Source organism: Mucilaginibacter sp. R-33, assembly GCF_049949235.1.
Taxonomy (GTDB): Bacteria; Bacteroidota; Bacteroidia; order Sphingobacteriales; family Sphingobacteriaceae; genus Mucilaginibacter.
On sequence record NZ_CP188089.1, the window covers coordinates 2,986,635 to 3,009,605 of the forward strand.

The window sequence follows — 22,971 nt, forward strand, 5'->3', positions numbered from 1 at the left end:
AAAAATTTTCGGCCAAATTTATTATTTTACAACCTGTATTTATGCTTATAGACGTTAATAATTGATTAAAAAATTACTGCAAAACATGTCGTTAAAAGGTAACTCATTGGTAATGATCCAAAACCAAGCTACCGTTTACCGCCTTTTACTCATAGGGTTATTTATTGCAAGTCCTTCGTTACATTATCTTTGCCTCAACAATTCTTATGATCCTTTTTGGCTAAGGGCTATAAACTGTTTTTTTTGTGCTATCACACTATTTTTTTCTTTCATTAACAATAAGGTTTTTTATAAAACAGGGGTCTTTGCTACCGTATTGTCTTTCCTGGTCATAAATAACTGCATTTTACTTGGCAAAAACGGGTTTGAACATGTGTACCTGTTTAGCGCAATTACCATTTTTATTGCCTTAACCCTTTTTTGCAAAAAAAGCAGGGAATTCATAATTATCTGCGAAGCTAACCTTGCAGCTATTATAACCGCCTATTTTACCGCGCCCAGGCTTGCCATTTCGCCCGCAGTGCTGATAGTACTTATTTTGGTTTTCACTGTAATAGCCTATGTCTCATTTTTAGTGGTGATGGCTTATCAATACCAGCTAAAAAATGCTGTTAATAACGTGATGAAGCTTAATCAAAGCCATATGGTTAATGACGCCAGGCTGCGTGAAAGTCGTAATCATCTCAACGCGCTCATTAACTCGCTAAACGACATCATTTTTGAGTTTGATGAAAGCAAAACCTGTATTAATGTTTGGTTTAATGAAATGACCGAGCGCATAGTTGATCCGCGGATAGCGATTGGCAAAACACTCGATAAGGTAGTGGGCCCGCAAAAAGCCGAAAAGTATGACAGCGCTTTAAACTACGTAATAGAAAACCGCAAACCCATATCAATAGAGTTTTTATCTGATTACGACAGCGGACATTCCTTTACAGCTAACTTTACTCCTGTTTTTGATAAAACAACAGGTTATACCGGCCGGATCTCGGCTTCGGTGGTGGATATAACCGAGCAAAAGAAATATGAACGGGCCCTTAAGGAAAACGAAGGCTTGTTACTTGAAGCTCAAAACATTGCAAAAATAGGCAACTGGTGGTACGACCACGAGACTAAGGAAACGTTTTGGTCGGCCAACCTTAATGATCTGCTCGGGATTGAAGATATTCCTGCCGGCATGAACCACTTTCAATATTACATAAGCCTGGTACATCCTGACGACAGGGAGAACGTTTTTGAATACCTTGCGTCCATCCGTACAACAACACAAAACCAACTTGAGCATAAATTTATCACACCTACGGGCAAGTTAAAATATATCAGGATCCAACGAGGCGAAAAGAAATTACTGTCAGATACAGTTACACGCACATTTGGTATTATCCAGGATATTACCGAGGCCCGCCTTGCCGATAAAGCAGTTAAACTAAGCCAGCTTGAATTGATGGAAGCCCAGGCCATTGCTAAAATAGGCAACTGGAAATATGATGTGGCATCGCATCGCCTGTCCTGGTCGGAAGAGTTGAACAGCATTTATGAGCTTGACCAGAATACATCTTCGTGCCAGCGCTGTTTTGTAAAGTTACTGCTTAAGCATGTACATCCTAAAGACAGGTTTATTGTCAGGAGCTTATTGCGTAACGAGTTAAGCAACATGGATTCATCCTATGAATACCGCATCATAACTTCTGGCGGCAATATTAAGCACCTGGCCATTATAGCCGGCAAACGTCTTTATAATGAAGATGGCAGTGTGCGTAAAATTATAGGCACCCTGCAGGATATTACGGATCGCAAACAGGCCGAGCTTGATTTCAGAAACGTCGAAAGCAAGTACCGGCAGGTATTAGAAACCGTTAATATGGTAGCCATAACGGTTAATGGCAGCGGTATTGTTACCTTTTGCAATAAATACCTGGCAAACCTGGTAGGATATACCCAAGCCGAAATCATTGGCATGAATTGGATGGACAATTTTATCCCCGATGATCTGAAAGATTTTTTAAAGAGCTGGTTTATAAATGACAGTTTTTTACCGCATTATATTAATCCTATTATTTGCCGTAACGGCGAGCAACGGATCATAAGTTGGCAAAATACGGTATTTTATGATGATAACGGTATTTTTAAGGAGACCACAGCGCTTGGCGAAGACATAACAGACCAGGAGAAAGCACGGCAGGACCTGATCTGGGCTAAGGAAATGGCCGAAAAGTCGTCAAAATTCAAGTCGGAATTTTTATCCATCATGAGCCATGAGATCCGTACGCCGATGAACGCGGTTATTGGCACAACCAACCTGCTGCTTGACGAAAACCCTAGGCCCGAACAGATGGAATACCTCAATACGCTGAAGTTTTCGGGCGAAAACCTGCTGGCCATTATCAATGACATTTTAGATTATAATAAGATTGAGGCCGGCAAGCTGGAACTGAATAACTCGAGGTTCAACATTCACCAGTTAATCCATAAAATAAAGCAATCTTTTGAGCCAAAGGCGGCCGAAAAAAAGCTAATACTTGAATTGATAGCAGATGATACCATTCCCGGAGATTTAATTGGAGATGCGATGCGGCTGAGTCAGATACTTAATAACCTGATCAGTAATGCCATTAAATTTACACATGCAGGTAAGGTTATTATCCGTTTGGATAAGGATGTGATAACCCCAAACACCGTTAATATTAAATTTGCGGTTACCGATACAGGTATAGGTATTTCGCCCGAAAGCTTCAACATTGTTTTTGATCCTTTTATGCAGGACCAACAGGTAATTGATAATGATTATGGAGGTACTGGCTTAGGCCTCGCTATTACCAAACGACTGGTTGAGCTGCATAAAGGTACAATTGCTGTATCAAGCGAACTGGGTAAGGGTACTACATTTAGTTTTGCTATAAACTTTACCCTCGCTCCTGAGGCCGCTGCTCTGAAACAGGTTGCTGTTACGGCGAATGCGCCAGATAACAACTTACTGGGTATGAATATTTTAGTTGTTGATGACAACAAAATGAACCTGATGATAGCCGGCAAATTTTTGAGGCGCTGGAATGCCCAGGTTCAGGAAGCATCAAATGGGCAAATAGCTGTCGACCTGGTTAACCAAAATTCTTATGACCTTATTATTATGGACCTGCAGATGCCGGTTATGAACGGCTTTGAAGCAACGGCGGTGATTAAACAAACTCAGCCCGACTTGCCCATCATAGCCCTCACGGCCGACGCTATGCCCGAAACCTATCAACAAGCACTCGAAGCGGGTATGTGTGATTATCTGACTAAACCTTTTGTTCCTGAAGTACTGTACAGCAAGTTGGCAAAACATATCAAACTATCAGTGTAATTTCTGATTTCGGATGTTCGATTTCGGGTCGAGGCGAAAGGTAAAAGGTTAAAGGCTGAAGGTTTAAAAACCTCCGCTATTCGAAGTCCCCGTTATTCGAAGCCTATGACTTCGAATAAACTATGCCTGGAGTCACATGCATAAATCGTCCGTAGACGAAGTCTACGGGCAGCGAAGCGATCAGTATGCAAATACTCTTTAAAATATCACAAAATCCTTCAATCATGAAAATCATGGTTAAAAATAAAAAAGCGACAGGTATTGCCTGTCACTTTAAAATATCATCAACGCAATCAGCGTAATCAAGAAGGATCGGCGGTCTTAGTTAATCTGTTCCTTCACAGTTCCGCACTCTTTCATGTGTTCCGGAAAATACGGGTTTACGATAGGTTTTGTTGACGAAAGCCAGTATCCCCCTTTCCCCCCATCGGCCATCGGGCAAAAGTCAACATAAATTGGCGCCGACTTGAATTTCGCACCTTTTACCAAAGCGATAACATCTTTACTTAATACCAAAAATGCCTCGCGCTGGGCTTTGATATCCGCTGCATTGCTTATCTGGTGCGCCACAGTAGCCGTTTCGCTGCAACCTTTTATACCCGAAAGCTTACCTTCTAAAGCTGTAGCGGCTGTTTTTATGCCAGCGGGGTCTGATTTGATGAACTCATCTTTTAAAGCGATATAAGCCTTAAAAACATCATTGGTGTTACCTGTATCCGCAACCTGGGCTTCCGCTGCAGGCTTAGCAGCAGCAGTCGTATCCACTTTAGCAGTATCCTGTTGTTTGACAGGTTGATTACATGCAGCGGCAACAGCCAATGCCGCTAAAAAACAAAATCCTTTAATTATTTTCATATTACAATTAGTTTGTGCGGATAGCTTCTACCGGGTCCAGCCTCGAGGCTGAATACGCGGGAATAATACCAGCTATCACCCCTATTATAATTGAATAGCTTAAGCCCCGTGTAACGTTAGCAGCATCAAGTATTACCTGTACATCTAAAGCGGCCTTTACGGCAAACGTGGCCAGATATACAAAAAACAACCCGATGATCCCGCCCACAAAACAAAGCAACACCGATTCAATTAAAAACTGCAATAATATGAAATAGTTTTTAGCCCCTAATGATTTTTGTATCCCAATGATATTGGTACGTTCCTTTACCGACACGAACATGATATTGGCTATACCAAAACCACCAACTAAAATCGAGAACCCGCCAATGATAGCACCGGCAATGTTAACCACTTTAAAAAGATCGTCGAGCTGCTGGGTGATCATGGTTGTACGGTTTAACGAAAAATTATCATCAGCTCCGGGTCGCAGCCTCCTGATAGAACGCATCAACCCTTTGATCTCGCTTTCAACATCATCGGTAGGGATGCCTTTTTTACCACGGACAATAATTGACGGACCGTATTTTGAACTTTGGATATCAATTAAGTTGCGCGCAAAGTTGAGGGGCAGCAGCACCTCCTTATCTGTAGAGATACCAAGCATATCCTTCCCCTGTTTTGAAAACACGCCTACAATGGTCACATACCGGCCCATCACCTTGATCTGCTTGCCTACTGCATCGCCATCGGGGAAAAGGGCCTGGGCTATATCATAACCTATATCGGTTATAGGCGCTCCGGTTTTTGATTCCATTTCAGTAAAGTAACGACCGCTCTCGAGGTCAAAATTCCAGGTTTTGTCATGATCCTGCGATGCAGCATCCACCTGCGCGCCTTCAACCGTGTTGCTTCTATACTTTATAGTACGGTTATCAATATTTATTTCGTATGATAGTGCCTCGGCTGTTGTGATACGGCGCGAAAGCTCGTTAAAATCGCGAAGGTCAGATTCGGGCCTTTGCAGGTATTTCCACCAGGGGAAATCGCTCCCGCCTACCCAGGGCCACTTTTGCACATATATACTGTTATTACCCAGCTTATTAACACTGTTTTGCAGGTTATTACGCAGGGTATCAACTGCCGATTGTACAGCTATGATAGTAAATATACCAATTGTCACCCCAAGCAATGACAGCAACGTGCGTGTTTTGTTCTGCCGCAGGGCATCGCCGGCAAACAAAAAACTTTCCCTTAAAAGTTTTAAAAAAAGCATATAACTTATTTTGATCTTACTTGTTAATCAATTTTAATTGCACGGTTAAAGCGTGGAGGTAATAGTAATATAACGGGCGTTTTTTATTACTGATACGTTAAGCCGCCTGCTCATATTTTTTTAGACAACAGTACATGATTTAAGTTACAGTATTTTGCAACTAATATAACGGTAGTGTAATTAAACTGCTTCTTAAAAAAATCTGTTAAATTAACAAAAAAATTCGTACATTTGCGCCCTTGAAAATTCATAAAAACAAGCATGAAATTATCTCAATTTAAATTCAACTTACCTGAATCCCTTATCGCCCATACACCCTCTGCCACCCGCGATGAATCACGTTTAATGGTTTTACACAAAGATTCGGGCAAAATTGAGCATAAAATATTTAAAGACGTGCTGGATTATTTTGATGATAAGGATGTAATGATCCTTAATAATACTAAAGTTTTCCCTGCCCGTTTATATGGCAACAAAGAAAAAACCGGTGCTACCATCGAAGTATTTTTGCTGCGCGAATTGAATAAAGAACTGCGTTTATGGGATGTACTGGTTGACCCGGCCCGTAAAATACGCGTAGGCAATAAATTATATTTTGGCGATGACGATTTGCTGATTGCAGAAGTTGTTGACAACACCACTTCACGCGGCCGTACCATCCGCTTTTTGTTTGACGGTACCGACGAAGAATTCCGTCGTAACGTTGAAATTTTAGGCGAAACACCACTGCCTAAATACATTAAACGAAAAGCTACCGCCGAGGATAAAGAGCGTTACCAAACCATTTTCGCTAAACATGAAGGCGCCGTTGCTGCTCCTACTGCCGGTTTACACTTCAGCCGTGAGCTTATGAAACGCCTTGAATTAAAAGGTGTTGAATTTGCTGAAGTTACTTTGCACGTTGGTTTAGGCACATTCCGCCCAGTTGAGGTTGAGGATTTAACCAAACACAAAATGGATTCGGAGCAATTTATCATTGAGCAAAAACAAGCAGATATTGTAAACCGCGGTATTGAACGCAAAGCACGGATCTGTGCAGTTGGCACAACTTCAATGCGTGCCATTGAATCGGCTGTATCGGCAAACAAAACCCTGAAAGCTGCTAACGACTGGACCAGCAAGTTCATCTTCCCGCCGTATGATTTCAGCATTGCCAACTCAATGATCACCAACTTCCATACCCCTGAGTCAACACTGTTGATGATGATTTCGGCATTTGGCGGTTACGAACACGTAATGAATGCATACGAAATTGCAGTAAAAGAAAAGTATCGTTTTTACAGCTACGGTGATGCGATGCTGATCATCTAACTTTTTAGATGTGAGATATAAGATTTGAGATATGAGACCACGATTTCATATCTCATTTTTTTGTAGTTTATTAGATCTGAGACATTCTATTTGTTTTCATATCTCATTTTTTTTGCAGGCAATTTTATTAGATATTCATGTCCCCTCAGGGGATCTCGCAGAGGACACTGAGGTTCATCTCGTTCTAAGTGTCTAACAGGATAAATTTAGAATAGCGGATATGAGATTTGAGATATTAGACAATAGTCTAATATCTCATTTTTTTTGCAGGCAATTTTGTTAGATATTAGTCGAATAAAGTCATGACAGCCTCCAATCTCACATCTCATATCTCACATCTCACAACTCAAAACAAAAACTACGTTATCATAGTAGCAGGAGGTTCGGGCAGCCGGATGCGATCGGCGGTACCTAAACAATTTTTACTGCTTAACGGTAAACCCGTATTAATGCATACCATTGAAGCCTTTGAGCAATCGGAGGCGAAACCAGCCATTATACTGGTTTTACCAGCAGCTTATCATGCTTACTGGCAGCAATTGATTCAGGAATATTCGTTTGCCATTCCTCACCGGTTGGTTACGGGCGGAGAAACCCGTTTTCATTCGGTTAAGAACGGGCTTGACCTGATTACCGATCAGGAAGCCCTGGTTGCTGTACAGGATGCCGTACGGCCGCTTACTTCATCTTATATTATTGATGAAGCTTACCAATGCGCCGCTAAGCACGGTACAGCCGTAGTGGCCGTCAAAAGCCGCGATTCGATACGCCAGGTAAAAGAAGGCCGGTCCGTAAGCCTGGTCAGGGATGAGATTTACCTGGTGCAAACCCCGCAAACCTTCAGGGCTTCGCTATTAAGAAAAGCTTATGAACAACCATTTGATACCAGGTTTACAGATGATGCAAGCGTTGTTGAGCAATATGGCGCCGAAATAAAACTTACCGAAGGTGATCACAGCAACATCAAGATCACCTTCCCCGAAGATATCGCCATTGCCGAACTGCTTTTAAGCAAAAAGCCACAGCTATAAAGTCTGCGGCTTTTTTGATTTGCAATACAAGGTTAAATTTGTTATGCCCGTCTGATTACACCTAAAAGTACAGCTATGATAGCTATTACTAATAGTATGTGAATCAAACCACCCCCAAATGGGTGTATAAATGCTCCAAACAGCCATCCTATAACCAGGATAACAGCGATAATGTACAATAAGCCTCTCATTTTGTTACGTTTTTAGTTAAGTAAATGTGTAATTACCTATACCAAAACCATTCCAAAATTAGCGGTTAATAAAAAAACCCTCATTGCTAAGGGTTTCACTATCGTGTTTAGTACTCGTCTTCATTAAAGAAGAAGTCGTCTTTAGTCGGATAATCCGGCCAGATCTCTTCTATGTTTTCGTACGGTTCGCCATCGTCTTCAAGTGCCTGAAGGTTTTCGATAACCTCAACAGGAGCGCCTGAACGGATAGCATAATCAATTAATTCATCTTTAGTTGCGGGCCATGGTGCATCTTCCAGGTGCGATGCCAGTTCAAGTGTCCAATACATCGTTTTTATTTATATTTATAATTATCAGTAAAATTTACTTTTTCGCAAAAGTATAACATTTTCAAATTGAATATCAATATTTTTTTTCAATTTTTTGAACCCGTGGTATCCACTGATTTTCAGCTATTTTATTAGCATTAGCAATTTTGCGGGCCAAAGTGAACAGGTAATCACTCAACCTGTTCAGATAAATATTCACTTTTTCATCAACTGTACTTTCTTCGGCAAGCTGAACGGTTATCCTCTCGGCACGGCGGCAAACACATCTTGCAATATGGCAAAATGAAATCACATTACTGCCACCCGGTAAAATAAAATGTTTAAGCGCCGGCAGGCTTTCATTCATGGTATCCATTTCTGTTTCCAGCATTTCCACATCACTCATGTGCAGGTCCGGAATAATCATCCGTGACCGCTCAGGGTCAGCTGCCAGTGAAGAGCCGATGGTAAACAATCTGTCCTGTATCTGCTTCAATACCTCCTTATCATGTGCATCAATATCCTGATCACCAATAAGCCCGATGTACGAGTTAAGTTCATCAACCGTACCATAGCTTTCAATGCGGATATGGTGCTTGGGCACACGCGTACCGCCAATTAATGAGGTAAACCCTTTATCGCCCGTTTTAGTATATATTTTCATACTTAATTTAACAAATAAGCCTCCAATAATCAGACTGCAAAAAAGTTAACATTGATTATCAGGCAATTTAAACCAAGTCCGACAAATCTTTTTTTCATGATTAGTGTTATTTCAAATCTATCATCTTAAATTTTGTATTTCATAATACTTTAGCATATTTTTTGCCAATGAAGTGTAATTTTTAAAATGTTACTTAAACTTGCATCTGTGATATCATCAAACATACTTAGCGTGAAACTCATGAAACCGATCATATTATCATCCAAACTGCTCTCCTTATCGCTTATCATCCTGCTTTCAACCGGCTTTAGCTGCGGCGGCAACAGTAAAAGTAGCAGTGGCAGCGACAGTAACAAGGCCGTGGCAGATAAACCGGCCCCTCCTAAAGTAAGCATGGCCAGTTTGCTAAGCGAAAAACAATTTAATGATCTTTTTCCGCAACGCGATAAATTTTATACGTATGCTGCCTTTATCAAAGCAGCCGATGAGCTTGGCATGATCAGCATAAAAGTAACCCGCCGGGCAACATCCGTTTACCAGTTGATACGTACCGATAAAAAAACAGGCAAAAAGGCCGTTGTACGCCAGGATGTTGATTGGAACGAAGAATGGGCCAAAGCCAAACCGGATAGTACCTACACCATTGATTATGGCAATTTTTGCACCGAATACAGTGCCGATGTAAATAAAAAGGAACTCGCGGCTTTTTTTGCGCACATTGCCCACGAAACCCGTCATGGCATGAATGCTTCTTATACCGATGGGCTCATGCTGATCCACGAAAGTAATACCAGCTTGCCTTACATTGCCGAAAATGATGAATACCCACCCGTGGCCGGCAAAAAATACTATGGCCGCGGACCAATGCAATTGAGCTATAACGGCAATTACGGCTATGCTTCGGATTGTATTTTAGGCGATGATAAAATATTGCTCCAAAATCCCGAGATGGTAGAAACCGACCCGGTAATGGCTTTTAAAACCGCCATCTATTTCTGGATGACGCCTCAAACCCACAAACCATCGGCGCATGCTGTAATGACAGGCAAATGGCAACCCAATGCAGAAGATAAAGCCGAAGGCCGCACACCTGGTTTTGGTATGACCATTAATATCGTGAACGGCGAAGTAGAATGCAATAAAGGCGAAAACATGTATAATATGAACGACAGGATTGGCTTTTACCAGTTTTTCCTGAAGAAATTAGGGATTACTGATGCCAATTGCGCTTGTTCATGCGGTAAAATGAAGCCTTATCATTATTAACGGCTGTATTTTTGAATTTCAAAGCAAAAAAGTTATTATTGTATTAGCATTATACAACACTAAACTTTAACATTTGGAATCCACTATTGAAAACGCCGGTTTGTATCCCCCGGCAACCGACCAGTTCGGTGATATCCTGGATAGCCTGAAAAACAGATTCAGGATTGAACAAACCGGGCATATTGATTTTCATTTAGAGCAGTTTAGCATTTTCAAAGACTATCTCGACATTAGTGTAAAGGAATCATACGCTATAAAAAATAAAAATAACGACAGCTATATGCTGTTCACCGAATGCCAGTCAAAACATATTCGGCATCATCACAGCAAGGCTGTAACCTCCACACCATATCAAACCTGGGCACTGGCTTATTTAAAGCATGATTTTGGCCGGGTACTCATCAGGCGCGAAACATTGGTTGACAAGATCATTGAACTGATCCACCCGGTTGAGCTTGATTTTGCCGAAGACAAGGCTTTTAGTGACACTTTTTATATGCTGGTAAGCGACCGCCAAAAAGCAATTACCGGTGCCGACCGTAATTTCCGCAATGTGGTAATGGATATCAGGCTGGATGATTTTGTAATAGAGATTGTTGAGCATACCCTCATTATCGGTAATACCCACGCCGTATCTGCAGAAAAAGCTATGCACCTGGCAGAGTTTGTTTCGAGGTTATGTACCACCTGCGATTGAGCATACAATTTAGATGTGAATAGTAATAACAGCAGCAGATAAAATAATTCCCGTTGTTTGTAGAGACGCATAATTGCGTCTCCCGCCACCTATCCTACCCATATATTCAGAGACGCAATTATGCGCCCTACAGAAATCATTTCAACACCGCCGGTAAAATATAATCTTTCATCATTCTATCAACCTGCGAATGCGCGTAGGGCGTGTTGTAGGCCTCGGCGGTTATAACAACTACCAGTGGCTCATCGGTAAAAACAAAGATCTTGTTGCCGCCATTGCCTGAGCAGTAGTAAGTTTCGTAAGCTTTGTTGTTTACCGTATAGGTTTTGTTCCAGAACAGGTAACCGTAAAAGCCCTCACCTACCACATCTTTTGGTAACGTAAGATGTTTGGTAAATGATTCCTTAACCCAGTTTTGCGAAATTACCTGTTTGCCATTCCATACACCGCCATTTTTATACAATTGCCCGAATTTGGCATAATCAAGCGAGCGCATTTGCAGGCCGCCCGCGGTATTGGGTACATTCTGTGGTGTGTACTGCCAGCGATAATTACTGATGCCCAATGGCTTGAACAGCTTTTCGGCCGAATATTTATCAAGCCCGCCGGGCACTGATTTATTCAGGATATCGCCCAATGCCACCACGCCGGCTGTAAAATAATTCCATTGTTTACCTGCCCTTTTATTGCTGTCTGTTTTAAGGCTGAGGGTAAATTTAACCCAATCATCGGTGGGGTACATATTTTCTTCGTTCCCCGGCGAATCACTTTGGTTGTCATCCGCATCAAAAACGGAGCTCATGGTAAGCAGGCTTTTTAGCGTTACATTTTCTTTTTGAGGCGAGTAGTTACTGAACTTTTTAAGGTCATAAAACTCCTTTAAGGTTTGATCAACGCTTTTGATATAGCCATCATGAACTGCTATCCCCATCACGGCCGAAGCAAATGTTTTACCAACCGAACGGGGATTGTGTAATGAATCGCGCGCGCTGCCGTTAAAATACTCCTCAATTAGCAACTTGCCGTTCCTGATCACTACCACGCTGGTGATCTGTTTAAACCTGTTGCCGGCAATAAGGGCATTCATCTCCATGATCTTCCTTTTATCAAAATCATTTTTTGATACCTGCCAGCCGCTGCGGGGCTTTATGGGCTGCAATTCGGCATCTTTTGGATCAATTGCCGGTACGGTAAACCTGATCTCACCCTGTGCTATCAGCTCGCCTACTTTCAAATCAGGAACAGCAACATAGGGCCTTACTTCAATTTTGAGCTTGTGCGTACCTGTTGTAAGCGCATCTTCCCCGCCATGGGCCATAAACCGTCCCCATAAAAAACGCCCCCATGAATCTTCTCCCCGGCTACTGATGAACGGAACAAAAATGGTGGTCTTTGTATTTTTTACGATGGGCAAATTGGCTCCTTTATGCAGGTTTTCCCGGTAAACCTGCCTGCCATCTACATAAAAAACAAACTGAAAATTACCCTGGTTCAGTTGCTCAACACTTAACGACGGCGCTAAGCTATGCTGGTAATTGGTTAATGAATTGGCCAGCAAAAGCCGCATGTACAAATTATTGGCAGGTTTAGCCTCATAGCTTGTTAACAGATCGGTTTGTTCCAGTTTTTCAAGCGGGATAGTATCCGCACCAAAAACAACCTTACCCATATTGCCTTTTTGAAGGGCGGAAGTTATCGGTTCAGGTTCGATGATATTGCCTAACTGGGCGAATGTTTTACAGGCGGTTGTAAGTATAATGGAGATTATGAGTAAATAACGTTTCATTTTAATTGTTTAGATATTACAAATCTGCTTCTATCAACACTTTTAAAATAGAACAGAATTAACATGGCCTTAATAAAAACTTACGATATGCCGACGGGTTACTGCCGCCAAACTGTTTGAAGCAACGTAAAAAATGGCTTTGATCGGCAAATCCGCAGGTAAAGGCGATATCTGTTAAGGATAACCCGCCATCTGCCAATAAAGCGAACGATTTTTCAATCCTGAGCTTGCGGATATATTCGCCCATGGTACAATTGAAATACCTGGAAAAATCACGGGATAAATGAACCGGGTGGAGCTGTAATAGCCCGGAAAGTTCGGAAAGCGTATGCTTCCGTGCAGGATCATCGGCCAGCAACATTTTCAGCTTGCCAACCCATGCAGGAATTTGTCGTGCCATGCCGGCGTTGTTTACCTGCATTTTATTAAGCGTTTGCAGTAATAATATTTCTACAGTCATTGCGGTCTGCTCGTCACAAATCTTTGATTCTTTAAAGATTCGGTATAAAAGAAATTTTACATCCGGGTCCTGAATGGCAAAGCTGCCTTCCAGTTTATTCTGTTTCAAGTCCAAATTATCGAACCAGCACTTTTGCAATTCAATATGAAAGCCGCGGGTAAAGCCTTTGGGCTTGATATTATAGTGCGGATCATGCCAGTTATGAAACAGCAGAGTACCTGCTGGGCAATGATAAACCTCCTTTTTATTGCCCTCAATAACATTCCCGGCCAATATAAAAGTGAAGTAGGCATTTTCATGGTAGTGCCAGTCCACCTTATCAAGGGTATATTCGGTATCAGTTATGGTGATACCCTGTAAATGTGTTGTTTGATTTGTTTGCCCGTAGAAGCTGCCTGTTTGTAGTTGTTTCACGGAGATAGATTTGCATTATACGGTAGATAATAAACACTATCACTCCCCCTTTAGGGCCGGGGGGCCTTACACCTCCTCTACCCTGCGGTCAACGGTTTGAACATTGGTATTAACGTAGTCATTTTCTATCAATCCATCGCGCATCCTCACTATGCGGTGGGCATGTAAAGCAATATCTTCTTCGTGTGTTACCAGGATAATGGTGTTACCTTTGGCGTGGATATCTTCGATAAGGCCCATGATTTCGATGGATGTTTTGGTATCAAGGTTACCTGTTGGCTCATCGGCCAGTATAATGGATGGATCATTGATCAGCGCCCTTGCCACAGCAACACGCTGTCTTTGCCCGCCCGAAAGCTCGTTTGGTTTGTGATCCATACGGTGACCAAGACCAACATTTTTCAATGCATTGCCGGCACGTTCCTTACGTTTTTCTTTATTGACACCAGCATAGATCAGTGGCAGCGCTACGTTATCCAAAGCGGTATTACGGGGCAGCAGGTTAAAAGTCTGGAACACGAAACCAATTTCCGAGTTACGTACTTCGGCGAGCTGGCTATCGGTCATGTGGCTCACATCTATTCCGTTAAGGATATACTGTCCTTTGGTTGGGGTATCCAAACAGCCCAAAATATTCATGAGGGTTGATTTGCCGGAGCCGGAAGGCCCCATTAAAGCCACAAATTCGCCTTTGTTGATAGAAAGCGAAACAGATTTAAGTGCGTGGATCACCTCGGCACCTATTACATATTTACGCCCGATATCTTTTATGGTTATTAACGGCTTGGCAGTATTTATTGGCTCCATGAATTATTTTTTGTTTGGACTGCACTGGGGTACCGAATGTTACAGCCGGGAAGTCGAAAGTCTTAAGTTTTTAGTCGAAAGTCGTTTTTTATTCTAACTTTCGACTGAAGACTTCGGACTTAGAACTTCAGACCTGGAACTTATTTCTCAATCACCTTGGCTACTAAAAAGTAATCATCATCATGTTTTGGGGCATTTTCCAAAGCTTCTTCGTGGGTAATTTGTTGTTTAACTACGTCCTCTCGCAGCACGTTGGCACCGGTGGTCATGTAAACCAGCGGTTCAACACCTGTGGTATCCACCTCGTTCAATTTAGCCATAAAATCAAGGATCTTGCTCATATCCTTCATTGCATCCTGTACTTCCGCTTCGGTAAGTTCAAGGCGGGCCAGGTGGGCTACTTTTTCAACGGTTTCTTTATCAATGGTCATGCCTGTTGTTTTTTATTTTATAATAGCGTGATCCTCATCTCGCAAAGCGCCGGCATTATCCATGCTTAAATGGGCCGCTTCAATGGGTTTATGCACAAATATATTACAAATTCCCGGTCTGCTGTCATATTATTGCCTAAGCCAGGGTAGAAACAGCGCCTTCAAACTTTAAATCATTGTTCATAATTTCAAATACCTCATCCCGTAAAGCATCGGCATCGTCAATACTCAGATGTGCGGTTTCAATAGGCTTATGAACCTTAAATTTAGAGACCCCTGGCCTGCTGCCGTGCTTAATGCCGGTATCCCAAAGTATTTGCCAGGTATTTGCCGACGATACCGGGATGACAGGTATTTTCAGCTCAATAGCCAGCCTGAAAGGACCATTTTTAAAAGTGCAAAGCTGCGGAGGATAATGATCTGAAATACCGCCTTCGGGGAAAATGATAAGAGAAATGCCCTCCTGTAATTTCTCGGATGCTTTTTTAAACGCCCTAAACGACGACATTTTACTATCGCGATTAACAGGAATATCTACTGTACGGAAAAACAGACCAGTTACCAGGCCATCTTCCAGCTCATGTTTGCCCATAAAACAGCAATTGCTTTTAACCAGGATACACATAGCCGAAATATCAAGGTTTGAGGTGTGATTAGGACAAATGATATAAGGCCTGCTCCAGTCAATCGGTTGCTCATATTCAAAATGGTAAAATATGCCTGCAAAAGCAGAACTCACTAATCCCCAAACCCTTCTGAATGAATTGAGCGTATGATAGCGTTCGGGCTTACGCGAAAAATAATAGAAAAAAGGCCATAATATAACGTAGCCCAGGGCCACGCTCACAATGTAAAGATATACGTGTACTTTTCTCAATATCATTTTCATCATTACCAAAAATAGAAAAATTCCTTACTTTCGCCACACTATGGAGACTGTTGTTAGTGGCATCCGTTCGACCGGAAACTTACACTTAGGAAATTATTACGGGGCGTTGCAAAACTTTATAAAAATGCAGGATGAATACAACTGCTTTTTCTTTATTGCCGACCTCCACTCGTTAACTACACACCCTACGCCTGCCAACTTACATGGCAACGTAAAACAGGTGCTGATAGAATATTTAGCCGCGGGCATCGACCCTGAAAAGGCTACCATATACGTGCAATCCGACGTTCCGGAGGTTACTGAATTGTACCTGTACCTGAACATGAACGCTTATTTGGGCGAACTGGAACGCGCAACTTCTTTTAAAGATAAAGTACGCGCCAATCCCGAAAATGTGAACGCCGGCTTGCTTACCTACCCGGTTTTAATGGCTGCGGATATTATTATCCACAAAGCTACTAAAGTGCCTGTAGGTAAAGATCAGGAGCAGCATCTTGAAATGGCCCGCACTTTTGGCAACCGTTTCAACAGGCTATATAACCATGATTATTTCCCCGAGCCTTTTGCCTTTAGCTTTGGCGAAAGTTTGGTAAAAATTCCGGGATTGGATGGCAAGGGAAAAATGGGCAAATCAGAAGGCGAAGGCAATGCTATATTTTTGGGCGATACACCTGAAGCCATCCGCAAAAAAGTAATGCGCGCGGTAACCGATAGCGGCCCTACTGTTGAAAACCAGCAAAAACCACAGGAGATCCAAAACCTGTTTGATTTAATGAAGGTTGTTTCCACCCCTGATACCCTCGCCCACTTTGACGGGCTTTATAATAAAATGGCTATCCGTTACGGCGATTTAAAGAAACAGCTTGCCGAAGATATGGTACTGGCAACAGCCCCTATCCGTGACAGGATCAATGCCATTGCCAACGACGCTGATTACCTGCGTAAGGTAGCCGAAATGGGTGCCGAAAAGGCCCGCGAAAGCGCTTCAAGAACGATAAGAGAAGTTAGAGAGATCATCGGCTTCCGGAAATTTTAAATAGCGGGCTTTGATAGTTCATAGTTCATAGTGTATATTAGTCGGAGTTCATTTCAAAACAGCGGGTGTTCTTCGTCAAAAAAACATCAGCTATGAACCATGAACTATAACCCATGAACTAAAATATATGCACATAGCTATTGTAGGAAATATAGGCGCCGGAAAGACCACCCTTACCGAAATGCTCACTAAAAATTACGGGTGGGACCCTTTGTATGAAGCTGTAGATAACAATCCCTATTTGGAGGATTTTTACAGCGACATGAAACGCTGGAGCTTTAACCTTCAGATCTATTTCCTGAATAGCCGTTACCGCCAGATCATCGATATCCAAAAAAGCGGGCATAATATTATACAGGACCGCACCATTTATGAAGATGCCTATATTTTTGCCGAAAACCTGCATGATATGGGCCTGATGACCACGCGCGACTACGAAAACTACGAATCAATTTTTCAAAATATCACCGAGTTTATTAAACCGCCCGATCTGTTGGTTTACCTTAAAGCATCTGTGCCTACCTTGGTAAGCAATATTCAGCGCCGCGGCCGAGAGTACGAAATAGGCATCCGTTTAGATTATCTTTCTAAACTGAACGAAAAGTATGATAAATGGATCAACAACTATAAATTGGGCAAACTCCTCATCCTTGATAAAGACAATCTTGATTTTGCTAACAATACCGAGGATATGGCTACCATTGTAAACTTGATTGAAAGGGAGATTAACGGGTTGTTTTAAAAAATCACTCAATGAAAATCTTAGGCATTATCCCAGCCCGTTATGCATCGTCCCGTTTTCCCGGTAAACCATTGGTTGATATCGGTGGTAAAACCATGATCCAACGGGTATACGAGCAGGCAAAAAAATGCCGGAGCCTGAGCGAGGTTATCGTGGCTACCGATGATGATCGGATCTTTAACCACGTAAACGGTTTTGGCGGCGTTGCGGTAATGACAGGTACCAACCACCAAAGCGGCACCGACCGTTGTGCCGAAGTTGCCCGCCTGCACCCCGGGTATGACGTGATCATCAATATCCAGGGCGATGAGCCTTTTATTGACCCTGAGCAGATCGCCAAACTAACAGCCTGCTTTAACGATCCTGGTACCCAACTGGCCACTCTGGTAAAAAGGATCCTGACCGAACAGGAACTGCATAATACCAATTCGCCCAAGGTGGTGATCAATAAATTATCCGAAGCTATTTATTTCTCCCGCGCTACCCTGCCCCATATCCGCGGCCAGGAGCCCGAGAACTGGCTCGAATTTCACACCTTTTTTAAACACATTGGCATTTACGGTTATCGTGCAGATATATTGCAGGAAGTTACCAAACTACCGGTATCCCCGCTTGAAAAAGCCGAAAGCCTGGAGCAGCTTCGCTGGATAGATAATGGTTACCGTATCAAAGTGGCCGAAACCGAGCTGGAAACCCATGCCGTTGATGTGCCTGAAGATCTGGAGAGACTGAAGTTTGACATATAGTTTCTGATTCAACCCTCCCAATAGACTAACACTTCCCGTACTGATAACCTTGTTATTCTTAATACGTATAAGATCAAGCGTACTGTATTAAAGTCCAATTTAAACTATTAAAACACAATTCCAATATTTATAATTAATGAATTTTCTGTAAACAATAAGCTGTTTAATACTTTCATATTTCAAGCAATTTTTGTTTCTTAATTTATTAACTTCATCTGTAGCATCACCATATTATTAACCTAAAATCATCATGAAGATAAGGCAGCATCATTTTGTAAACAAGGGTTGGATAAATTACTTTACAGACCCTGAATTTAGTGCTGAAAAATGTCAGTTGGTACTTGCTTTCGGTGCACCGAAATTAATTACCGGTCCTGAAATTTATGATTATCTTAAAAAGAGCTATCCTATTGCTAATGTTGTTTTTGCCTCCACCGCCGGTGAGATCATGGGTAGCGATGTATATGATGATAGCATTGTAGTAACCGCAATTGAACTGGAAAAATCATCCATAGCGTGTACAACTACCCATGTAAACAAACAGGCCAACAGTGCCGAAACAGGGGCTTTCCTGATGGCGCAATTGGATAAAAAAGGCTTAAATTGTGTTTTCATTATATCCGATGGCACTTTTATAAACGGAAGTGAACTGGTTGACGGCTTTAACCGCGATAATCCCGGTAAGGTTCCCGTAACCGGAGGGCTGGCCGGCGATGCAGCGCGATTTAACAGCACATTTACCAGCCTTAATGCTGTCCCCGCGCAAGGTAATGTGATCGCCATAGGCTTCTATGGCGATAGCCTGCATATCAGCCATGGCTCAAGCGGGGGCTGGGAAGAGTTTGGACCTCAGCGAAGCATTACCAGGTCGGATAAAAATGTACTTTTTGAGATAGATGGTAAAAGCGCGCTCGATCTTTACAAAGAATATTTAGGTGAGTATGCTAAAGAACTGCCCGGTTCGGCCCTGCTGTTCCCTTTATCATTAAGCATTGAAGGCTCTGACAAAAAACTGGTGCGAACTATATTGAGCGTTAACGAACACAAAAAATCAATGACCTTTGCCGGCAATTTGCCCGAAGGGAGTAAAGTACGCCTGATGAAAGCCAACTTTGAAAAACTGATCGGTGCTTCTTCATCGGCCGCTGCCGACGCCGTAACCGGGCCGGAGCATGCTGATCTGGCCATATTGATTAGCTGCGTGGGCCGAAAACTGGTACTTAATGATCGCACAGACGAGGAATTAATGGCAGCCAAACATATTTTCGGCAATAAAACAGCTATGGCCGGCTTTTATTCGTATGGAGAGTTATCTCCTCTCAATAAAGGGTCGAACTGCGAATTGCATAACCAAACCATGACCATCACAACCTTTACCGAACACTGATTTATGGAGTACCATCACTTATTGGATAAGCAGATAAAAAAATTGCTCCCCGAACAATACCTGGAAGATGGCGCTATTTTGCAGTTTTTAGATGCAGTAAACAATAGCTTCAAAAACTTTGAAAAATCGATAAAGCTTGCAGACCATGCCTTTAATGTAAGTGAGCGTGAATACGTAACCGTTACTGATGACCTGAGGTTGCAAAATGACATCAAACAGCGTTCTATCTCTCAGCTTAAAGAAGCCATCAGGGCACTTAATCCCGATGTGGAGTTAAACATCTCTGACTCAGACGATGACCTGATCCATATCATCAGCTTTTTGCACGAGCGCATAGCTAAAGCTAAAGAACTGGAAGTTGCCCTGATCCATTCAAAAGAACTTGCCGAAAAAGCGGCCATGGCCAAGGCGCAATTCCTGAGCATTATGAGCCACGAGATCCGCACGCCAATGAACGCCGTTATTGGTTTTACTCACCTGCTCATCCACCAGGATCCCAAACCCGAGCAAATGGAGTTCCTGAACTTCCTTAAGTTTTCGGCTGAAAACCTGCTGGTGCTCATCAATGACATATTGGATTTCAGCAAGATAGAGGCTGGCGGTGTTGAGTTTGAAAGCGTTGACTTTAGTCTTACCGATCTGATCAAAAATATCCGTCTTGCCCTGCTGCAAAAGGCAAACGAAAAAAATATCCAGATAAAACTGATGATGGACCAGGATTTGCCTAATGCCATTATTGGCGACCCGGTACGTTTGGGCCAAATCCTCACCAACCTGATGAGCAATGCTGTTAAATTTACCCATAAAGGAAAAGTAACGGTAACCGCATCGTTAGCAAGCAACACAACTGACTCATCAACCATTGATTTTGAGATATCCGATACCGGGATAGGTATAACGCCCGATAAAATTGATCATATTTTTGAAAGCTTTAACCAGGCCAGTTCAGATACAACCCGCAAATACGGCGGTACAGGCTTGGGTTTAACTATTACCAAACGCCTGCTCCAACTGCTTGGCAGCGATATTACCGTTGAAAGTGAATATGGCAAAGGCTCGGTATTTAATTTTACCCTTACCTTTAAAAACAGCAAAAAACAATTAAGCAGCACAGCCGATAGTGATGAGTTTTATCGCTTAAAAAGTCTTAAGGGTACAAGGCTGCTAATTGCCGAAGATAACCAGATCAACGTAATACTGGCCAAACAATTCATGAAGCAATGGGATGTTGAATGCGATGTGGCCGAAAACGGCGAGATAGCTCTGATGCTGGTGCAAACCCACGACTATGATATGGTTTTGATGGACTTGCAAATGCCTGAAATGGATGGCTACCAGGCTACCCGCGCTATCCGTGAGCTGCCTGGCGATAAGTACAAAAAACTGCCTATCATAGCCCTTACTGCATCTGCCATGCTTGATATCCAGGATATGGCATTTACCGTTGGCATGAACGATTACGTGAGCAAGCCCTTTAACCCTAATGAATTGCACCGCAAGATTGAACTGTATACCAGGCAAAGGGCAAGCGTGTAACATAGCTTTCGTTTTGACACACCTGTTCAAAAAAACGCACATAATACACTCTGTAAAAACCAATTACAAACAAAAGATATTTACAGTTCCATTTTTTAAAAACAGATACGGCGAAGCGTGAAAATTTTCTTACTTTTGTATCCCGTACAGAAACAATTGGTCGCGGTATAAAGCCAGGCCATTTTCAAAAAAAATCATGACTAAATATATTTTTGTTACGGGCGGTGTTACCTCATCGTTAGGAAAAGGTATAATCTCTGCTTCTTTAGCCAAACTCCTTCAATCGCGCGGTTACCGTGTAACCATCCAAAAGTTTGATCCTTATATCAATATTGATCCGGGAACGCTTAACCCTTATGAGCACGGCGAATGCTATGTTACCGAAGATGGCGCCGAAACCGATCTTGATCTTGGCCATTATGAGCGTTTCCTGAACACTCCTACTTCAAAAGCCAACAACATCACTACCGGCCGCATTTACCAAAATGTAATTAATAAAGAACGTGAAGGGGCTTTTTTAGGGAAAACTGTACAGGTAGTACCCCACATTACCGATGAAATAAAAAGGAACTTCCGCATATTGGGCGAAAGCGGCGATTACGATATTGTGATCACCGAACTTGGCGGTACTGTAGGCGATATTGAATCATTACCATATATTGAGGCTGTAAGACAATTCCGCTGGGAAATTGGATCGGGCAACTCATTGGTTATTCATCTTACGCTGGTACCATTCCTTGCAGCGGCAGGCGAATTAAAAACCAAACCTACGCAGCACTCTGTAAAAATGTTATTAGAGTATGGTATCCAGCCCGATATTTTGGTTTGCCGTACCGAACACCACCTTACCAATGATATCCGCAAAAAAATTGCACTATTCTGTAACGTAAATATCAACGCGGTGATTGAATCGATTGACGCGCCAAGTATTTATGACGTGCCTTTGTTAATGCTGAAAGAACAGCTTGACAAAACCGTATTGACCAAATTAAAACTTCCGCACAAAAACGAGCCAAACCTCGAAAACTGGAAGGAATTTCTTGGCCGCCTCAAAAACCCGACCGCCGATGTACGTATTGCGCTGGTTGGTAAATATGTGGAGTTGCCGGATGCTTATAAATCCATTACCGAAGCCTTTATCCATGCAGGCGCTAAACAGGAATGTAAAGTGCGGATTGAATATATCCCTTCGGAGCAGCTTACGCCAGAAAACGCTGTTGAAAAATTAAAGGGCATACACGGCGTACTGGTTGCCCCAGGATTTGGCGAGCGTGGTTTTGAAGGTAAGATCCAGGCTATCCGCCATGTACGCGAAAATAATATCCCTTTCTTTGGTATCTGTTTAGGTATGCAATGTGCGGTAGTTGAGTTTGGCCGTAATGTATTGGGCCTTGAGGATGCTAACAGTACCGAAATGAACGCTGAAACACCACATCCGGTTATCGGCATGATGGAAGATCAGAAAAATATCACCCTGAAAGGCGGCACTATGCGTTTAGGCGCTTATCCCTGCGATATTAAAAAAGGCACTAAAGCAGCTGCTATCTACGGCAAAAACCACATTTCGGAAAGGCACCGTCACCGTTATGAGTTTAATAACGAGTACCTTAAGCAATATGAGGCCGCCGGCCTTACCCCATCTGGCATAAATCCTGACAATGGCCTGGTGGAGATTGTAGAGCTTAAAAACCACCCGTTTTTTGTCGGTTCGCAATTTCACCCAGAATTAAAATCAACAGTTGCTAATCCGCACCCACTTTTTATTAACTTTGTCGCCGCTTCGCTGGCTTATGCCCGCAAAAAATAAGTAATTGTA

Annotated in this window: 21 protein-coding genes; 11 read left to right on the top strand and 10 right to left on the bottom strand. The window is 42.5% G+C overall.

Annotated elements, in window-relative coordinates; all coding sequences use genetic code 11:
* The first annotated feature begins 61 nt into the window (after nucleotides 1–61).
* On the top strand, nucleotides 62–3,343 hold the full coding sequence (locus ACP26M_RS12440; RefSeq protein ID WP_426589268.1) for a PAS domain S-box protein: 3,282 nt from the start codon (nucleotides 62–64) through the stop codon (nucleotides 3,341–3,343).
* A 321-nt stretch (nucleotides 3,344–3,664) separates the two neighbouring features.
* Here ACP26M_RS12440 and ACP26M_RS12445 read toward each other — a convergent pair whose 3' ends face one another.
* Together ACP26M_RS12445 and ACP26M_RS12450 are read right to left on the bottom strand one after the other, a co-directional pair.
* Nucleotides 3,665–4,198 (bottom strand): DUF3347 domain-containing protein, encoded by a 534-nt coding sequence (locus tag ACP26M_RS12445; protein WP_426589270.1) that lies wholly within the window; start codon nucleotides 4,196–4,198, stop codon nucleotides 3,665–3,667.
* Between the two features lie 7 nt (nucleotides 4,199–4,205).
* Nucleotides 4,206–5,453 carry an ABC transporter permease gene (locus ACP26M_RS12450; protein ID WP_426589272.1) on the bottom strand — a complete coding sequence of 416 codons (1,248 nt, stop codon included), beginning with the start codon at nucleotides 5,451–5,453 and terminating at the stop codon, nucleotides 4,206–4,208.
* 261 nt (nucleotides 5,454–5,714) lie between these two features.
* On the opposite strand from ACP26M_RS12450, the gene queA reads away from it, so the two are divergent.
* Together queA and ACP26M_RS12460 are read left to right on the top strand one after the other, a co-directional pair.
* A complete protein-coding gene (gene queA, locus ACP26M_RS12455) occupies nucleotides 5,715–6,764 on the top strand; it encodes a tRNA preQ1(34) S-adenosylmethionine ribosyltransferase-isomerase QueA (RefSeq protein WP_426589274.1) in 1,050 nt (349 codons plus the stop codon).
* A gap of 302 nt (nucleotides 6,765–7,066) precedes the next feature.
* Nucleotides 7,067–7,795, top strand: a complete 729-nt coding sequence (locus ACP26M_RS12460; RefSeq protein ID WP_426589276.1) for a 2-C-methyl-D-erythritol 4-phosphate cytidylyltransferase — start codon at nucleotides 7,067–7,069, stop codon at nucleotides 7,793–7,795.
* A 41-nt stretch (nucleotides 7,796–7,836) separates the two neighbouring features.
* On the opposite strand, the gene ACP26M_RS12465 is transcribed toward ACP26M_RS12460, so the two are convergent.
* From ACP26M_RS12465 to ACP26M_RS12475, 3 genes are all read right to left on the bottom strand, one after another.
* On the bottom strand, nucleotides 7,837–7,986 hold the full coding sequence (locus tag ACP26M_RS12465; RefSeq protein WP_110585189.1) for a lmo0937 family membrane protein: 150 nt from the start codon (nucleotides 7,984–7,986) through the stop codon (nucleotides 7,837–7,839).
* Between the two features lie 107 nt (nucleotides 7,987–8,093).
* A complete protein-coding gene (locus ACP26M_RS12470) occupies nucleotides 8,094–8,315 on the bottom strand; it encodes a DUF2795 domain-containing protein (RefSeq protein ID WP_002996718.1) in 222 nt (73 codons plus the stop codon).
* A 73-nt stretch (nucleotides 8,316–8,388) separates the two neighbouring features.
* Nucleotides 8,389–8,958 carry a cob(I)yrinic acid a,c-diamide adenosyltransferase gene (locus tag ACP26M_RS12475; RefSeq protein WP_426589281.1) on the bottom strand — a complete coding sequence of 190 codons (570 nt, stop codon included), beginning with the start codon at nucleotides 8,956–8,958 and terminating at the stop codon, nucleotides 8,389–8,391.
* 240 nt (nucleotides 8,959–9,198) lie between these two features.
* Here ACP26M_RS12475 and ACP26M_RS12480 point away from each other — a divergent pair, with 240 nt between their 5' ends.
* Both ACP26M_RS12480 and ACP26M_RS12485 read left to right on the top strand, forming a co-directional pair.
* Entirely contained in the window at nucleotides 9,199–10,224 is a 1,026-nt protein-coding gene (locus ACP26M_RS12480) for a chitinase (protein WP_426589283.1), read from the top strand.
* A 73-nt stretch (nucleotides 10,225–10,297) separates the two neighbouring features.
* A complete protein-coding gene (locus tag ACP26M_RS12485) occupies nucleotides 10,298–10,921 on the top strand; it encodes a hypothetical protein (protein WP_426589285.1) in 624 nt (207 codons plus the stop codon).
* A 136-nt stretch (nucleotides 10,922–11,057) separates the two neighbouring features.
* On the opposite strand, the gene ACP26M_RS12490 is transcribed toward ACP26M_RS12485, so the two are convergent.
* The 5 genes from ACP26M_RS12490 to ACP26M_RS12510 form a co-directional block, all read right to left on the bottom strand.
* A complete protein-coding gene (locus tag ACP26M_RS12490) occupies nucleotides 11,058–12,707 on the bottom strand; it encodes a serine hydrolase domain-containing protein (RefSeq protein WP_426589287.1) in 1,650 nt (549 codons plus the stop codon).
* 58 nt (nucleotides 12,708–12,765) lie between these two features.
* On the bottom strand, nucleotides 12,766–13,581 hold the full coding sequence (locus tag ACP26M_RS12495; protein WP_426589289.1) for a helix-turn-helix domain-containing protein: 816 nt from the start codon (nucleotides 13,579–13,581) through the stop codon (nucleotides 12,766–12,768).
* 66 nt (nucleotides 13,582–13,647) lie between these two features.
* Complete coding sequence (locus ACP26M_RS12500) at nucleotides 13,648–14,388, bottom strand: ABC transporter ATP-binding protein (protein ID WP_426589291.1); 741 nt, start codon at nucleotides 14,386–14,388, stop codon at nucleotides 13,648–13,650.
* 140 nt (nucleotides 14,389–14,528) lie between these two features.
* Entirely contained in the window at nucleotides 14,529–14,819 is a 291-nt protein-coding gene (gatC, locus tag ACP26M_RS12505; RefSeq protein ID WP_176623769.1) for an Asp-tRNA(Asn)/Glu-tRNA(Gln) amidotransferase subunit GatC, read from the bottom strand.
* 136 nt (nucleotides 14,820–14,955) lie between these two features.
* Nucleotides 14,956–15,711 (bottom strand): lysophospholipid acyltransferase family protein, encoded by a 756-nt coding sequence (locus tag ACP26M_RS12510; RefSeq protein WP_426589294.1) that lies wholly within the window; start codon nucleotides 15,709–15,711, stop codon nucleotides 14,956–14,958.
* Between the two features lie 37 nt (nucleotides 15,712–15,748).
* Here ACP26M_RS12510 and trpS point away from each other — a divergent pair, with 37 nt between their 5' ends.
* The 6 genes from trpS to ACP26M_RS12540 all read left to right on the top strand — a co-directional run bounded on the left by trpS (nucleotide 15,749) and on the right by ACP26M_RS12540 (nucleotide 22,962).
* A complete protein-coding gene (gene trpS / locus ACP26M_RS12515; protein ID WP_426589296.1) occupies nucleotides 15,749–16,744 on the top strand; it encodes a tryptophan--tRNA ligase in 996 nt (331 codons plus the stop codon).
* Between the two features lie 127 nt (nucleotides 16,745–16,871).
* Nucleotides 16,872–17,486, top strand: a complete 615-nt coding sequence (locus ACP26M_RS12520) for a deoxynucleoside kinase (protein ID WP_188831585.1) — start codon at nucleotides 16,872–16,874, stop codon at nucleotides 17,484–17,486.
* 11 nt (nucleotides 17,487–17,497) lie between these two features.
* On the top strand, nucleotides 17,498–18,232 hold the full coding sequence (kdsB, locus tag ACP26M_RS12525) for a 3-deoxy-manno-octulosonate cytidylyltransferase (RefSeq protein ID WP_426589298.1): 735 nt from the start codon (nucleotides 17,498–17,500) through the stop codon (nucleotides 18,230–18,232).
* Nucleotides 18,233–18,482: 250 nt separating this feature from the next.
* Nucleotides 18,483–19,619, top strand: a complete 1,137-nt coding sequence (locus tag ACP26M_RS12530) for an FIST signal transduction protein (protein ID WP_426589300.1) — start codon at nucleotides 18,483–18,485, stop codon at nucleotides 19,617–19,619.
* 3 nt (nucleotides 19,620–19,622) lie between these two features.
* Complete coding sequence (locus tag ACP26M_RS12535) at nucleotides 19,623–21,155, top strand: ATP-binding protein (protein WP_426589302.1); 1,533 nt, start codon at nucleotides 19,623–19,625, stop codon at nucleotides 21,153–21,155.
* A gap of 196 nt (nucleotides 21,156–21,351) precedes the next feature.
* Nucleotides 21,352–22,962 (top strand): CTP synthase, encoded by a 1,611-nt coding sequence (locus ACP26M_RS12540; RefSeq protein ID WP_426589304.1) that lies wholly within the window; start codon nucleotides 21,352–21,354, stop codon nucleotides 22,960–22,962.
* Nucleotides 22,963–22,971 lie beyond the last annotated feature (9 nt).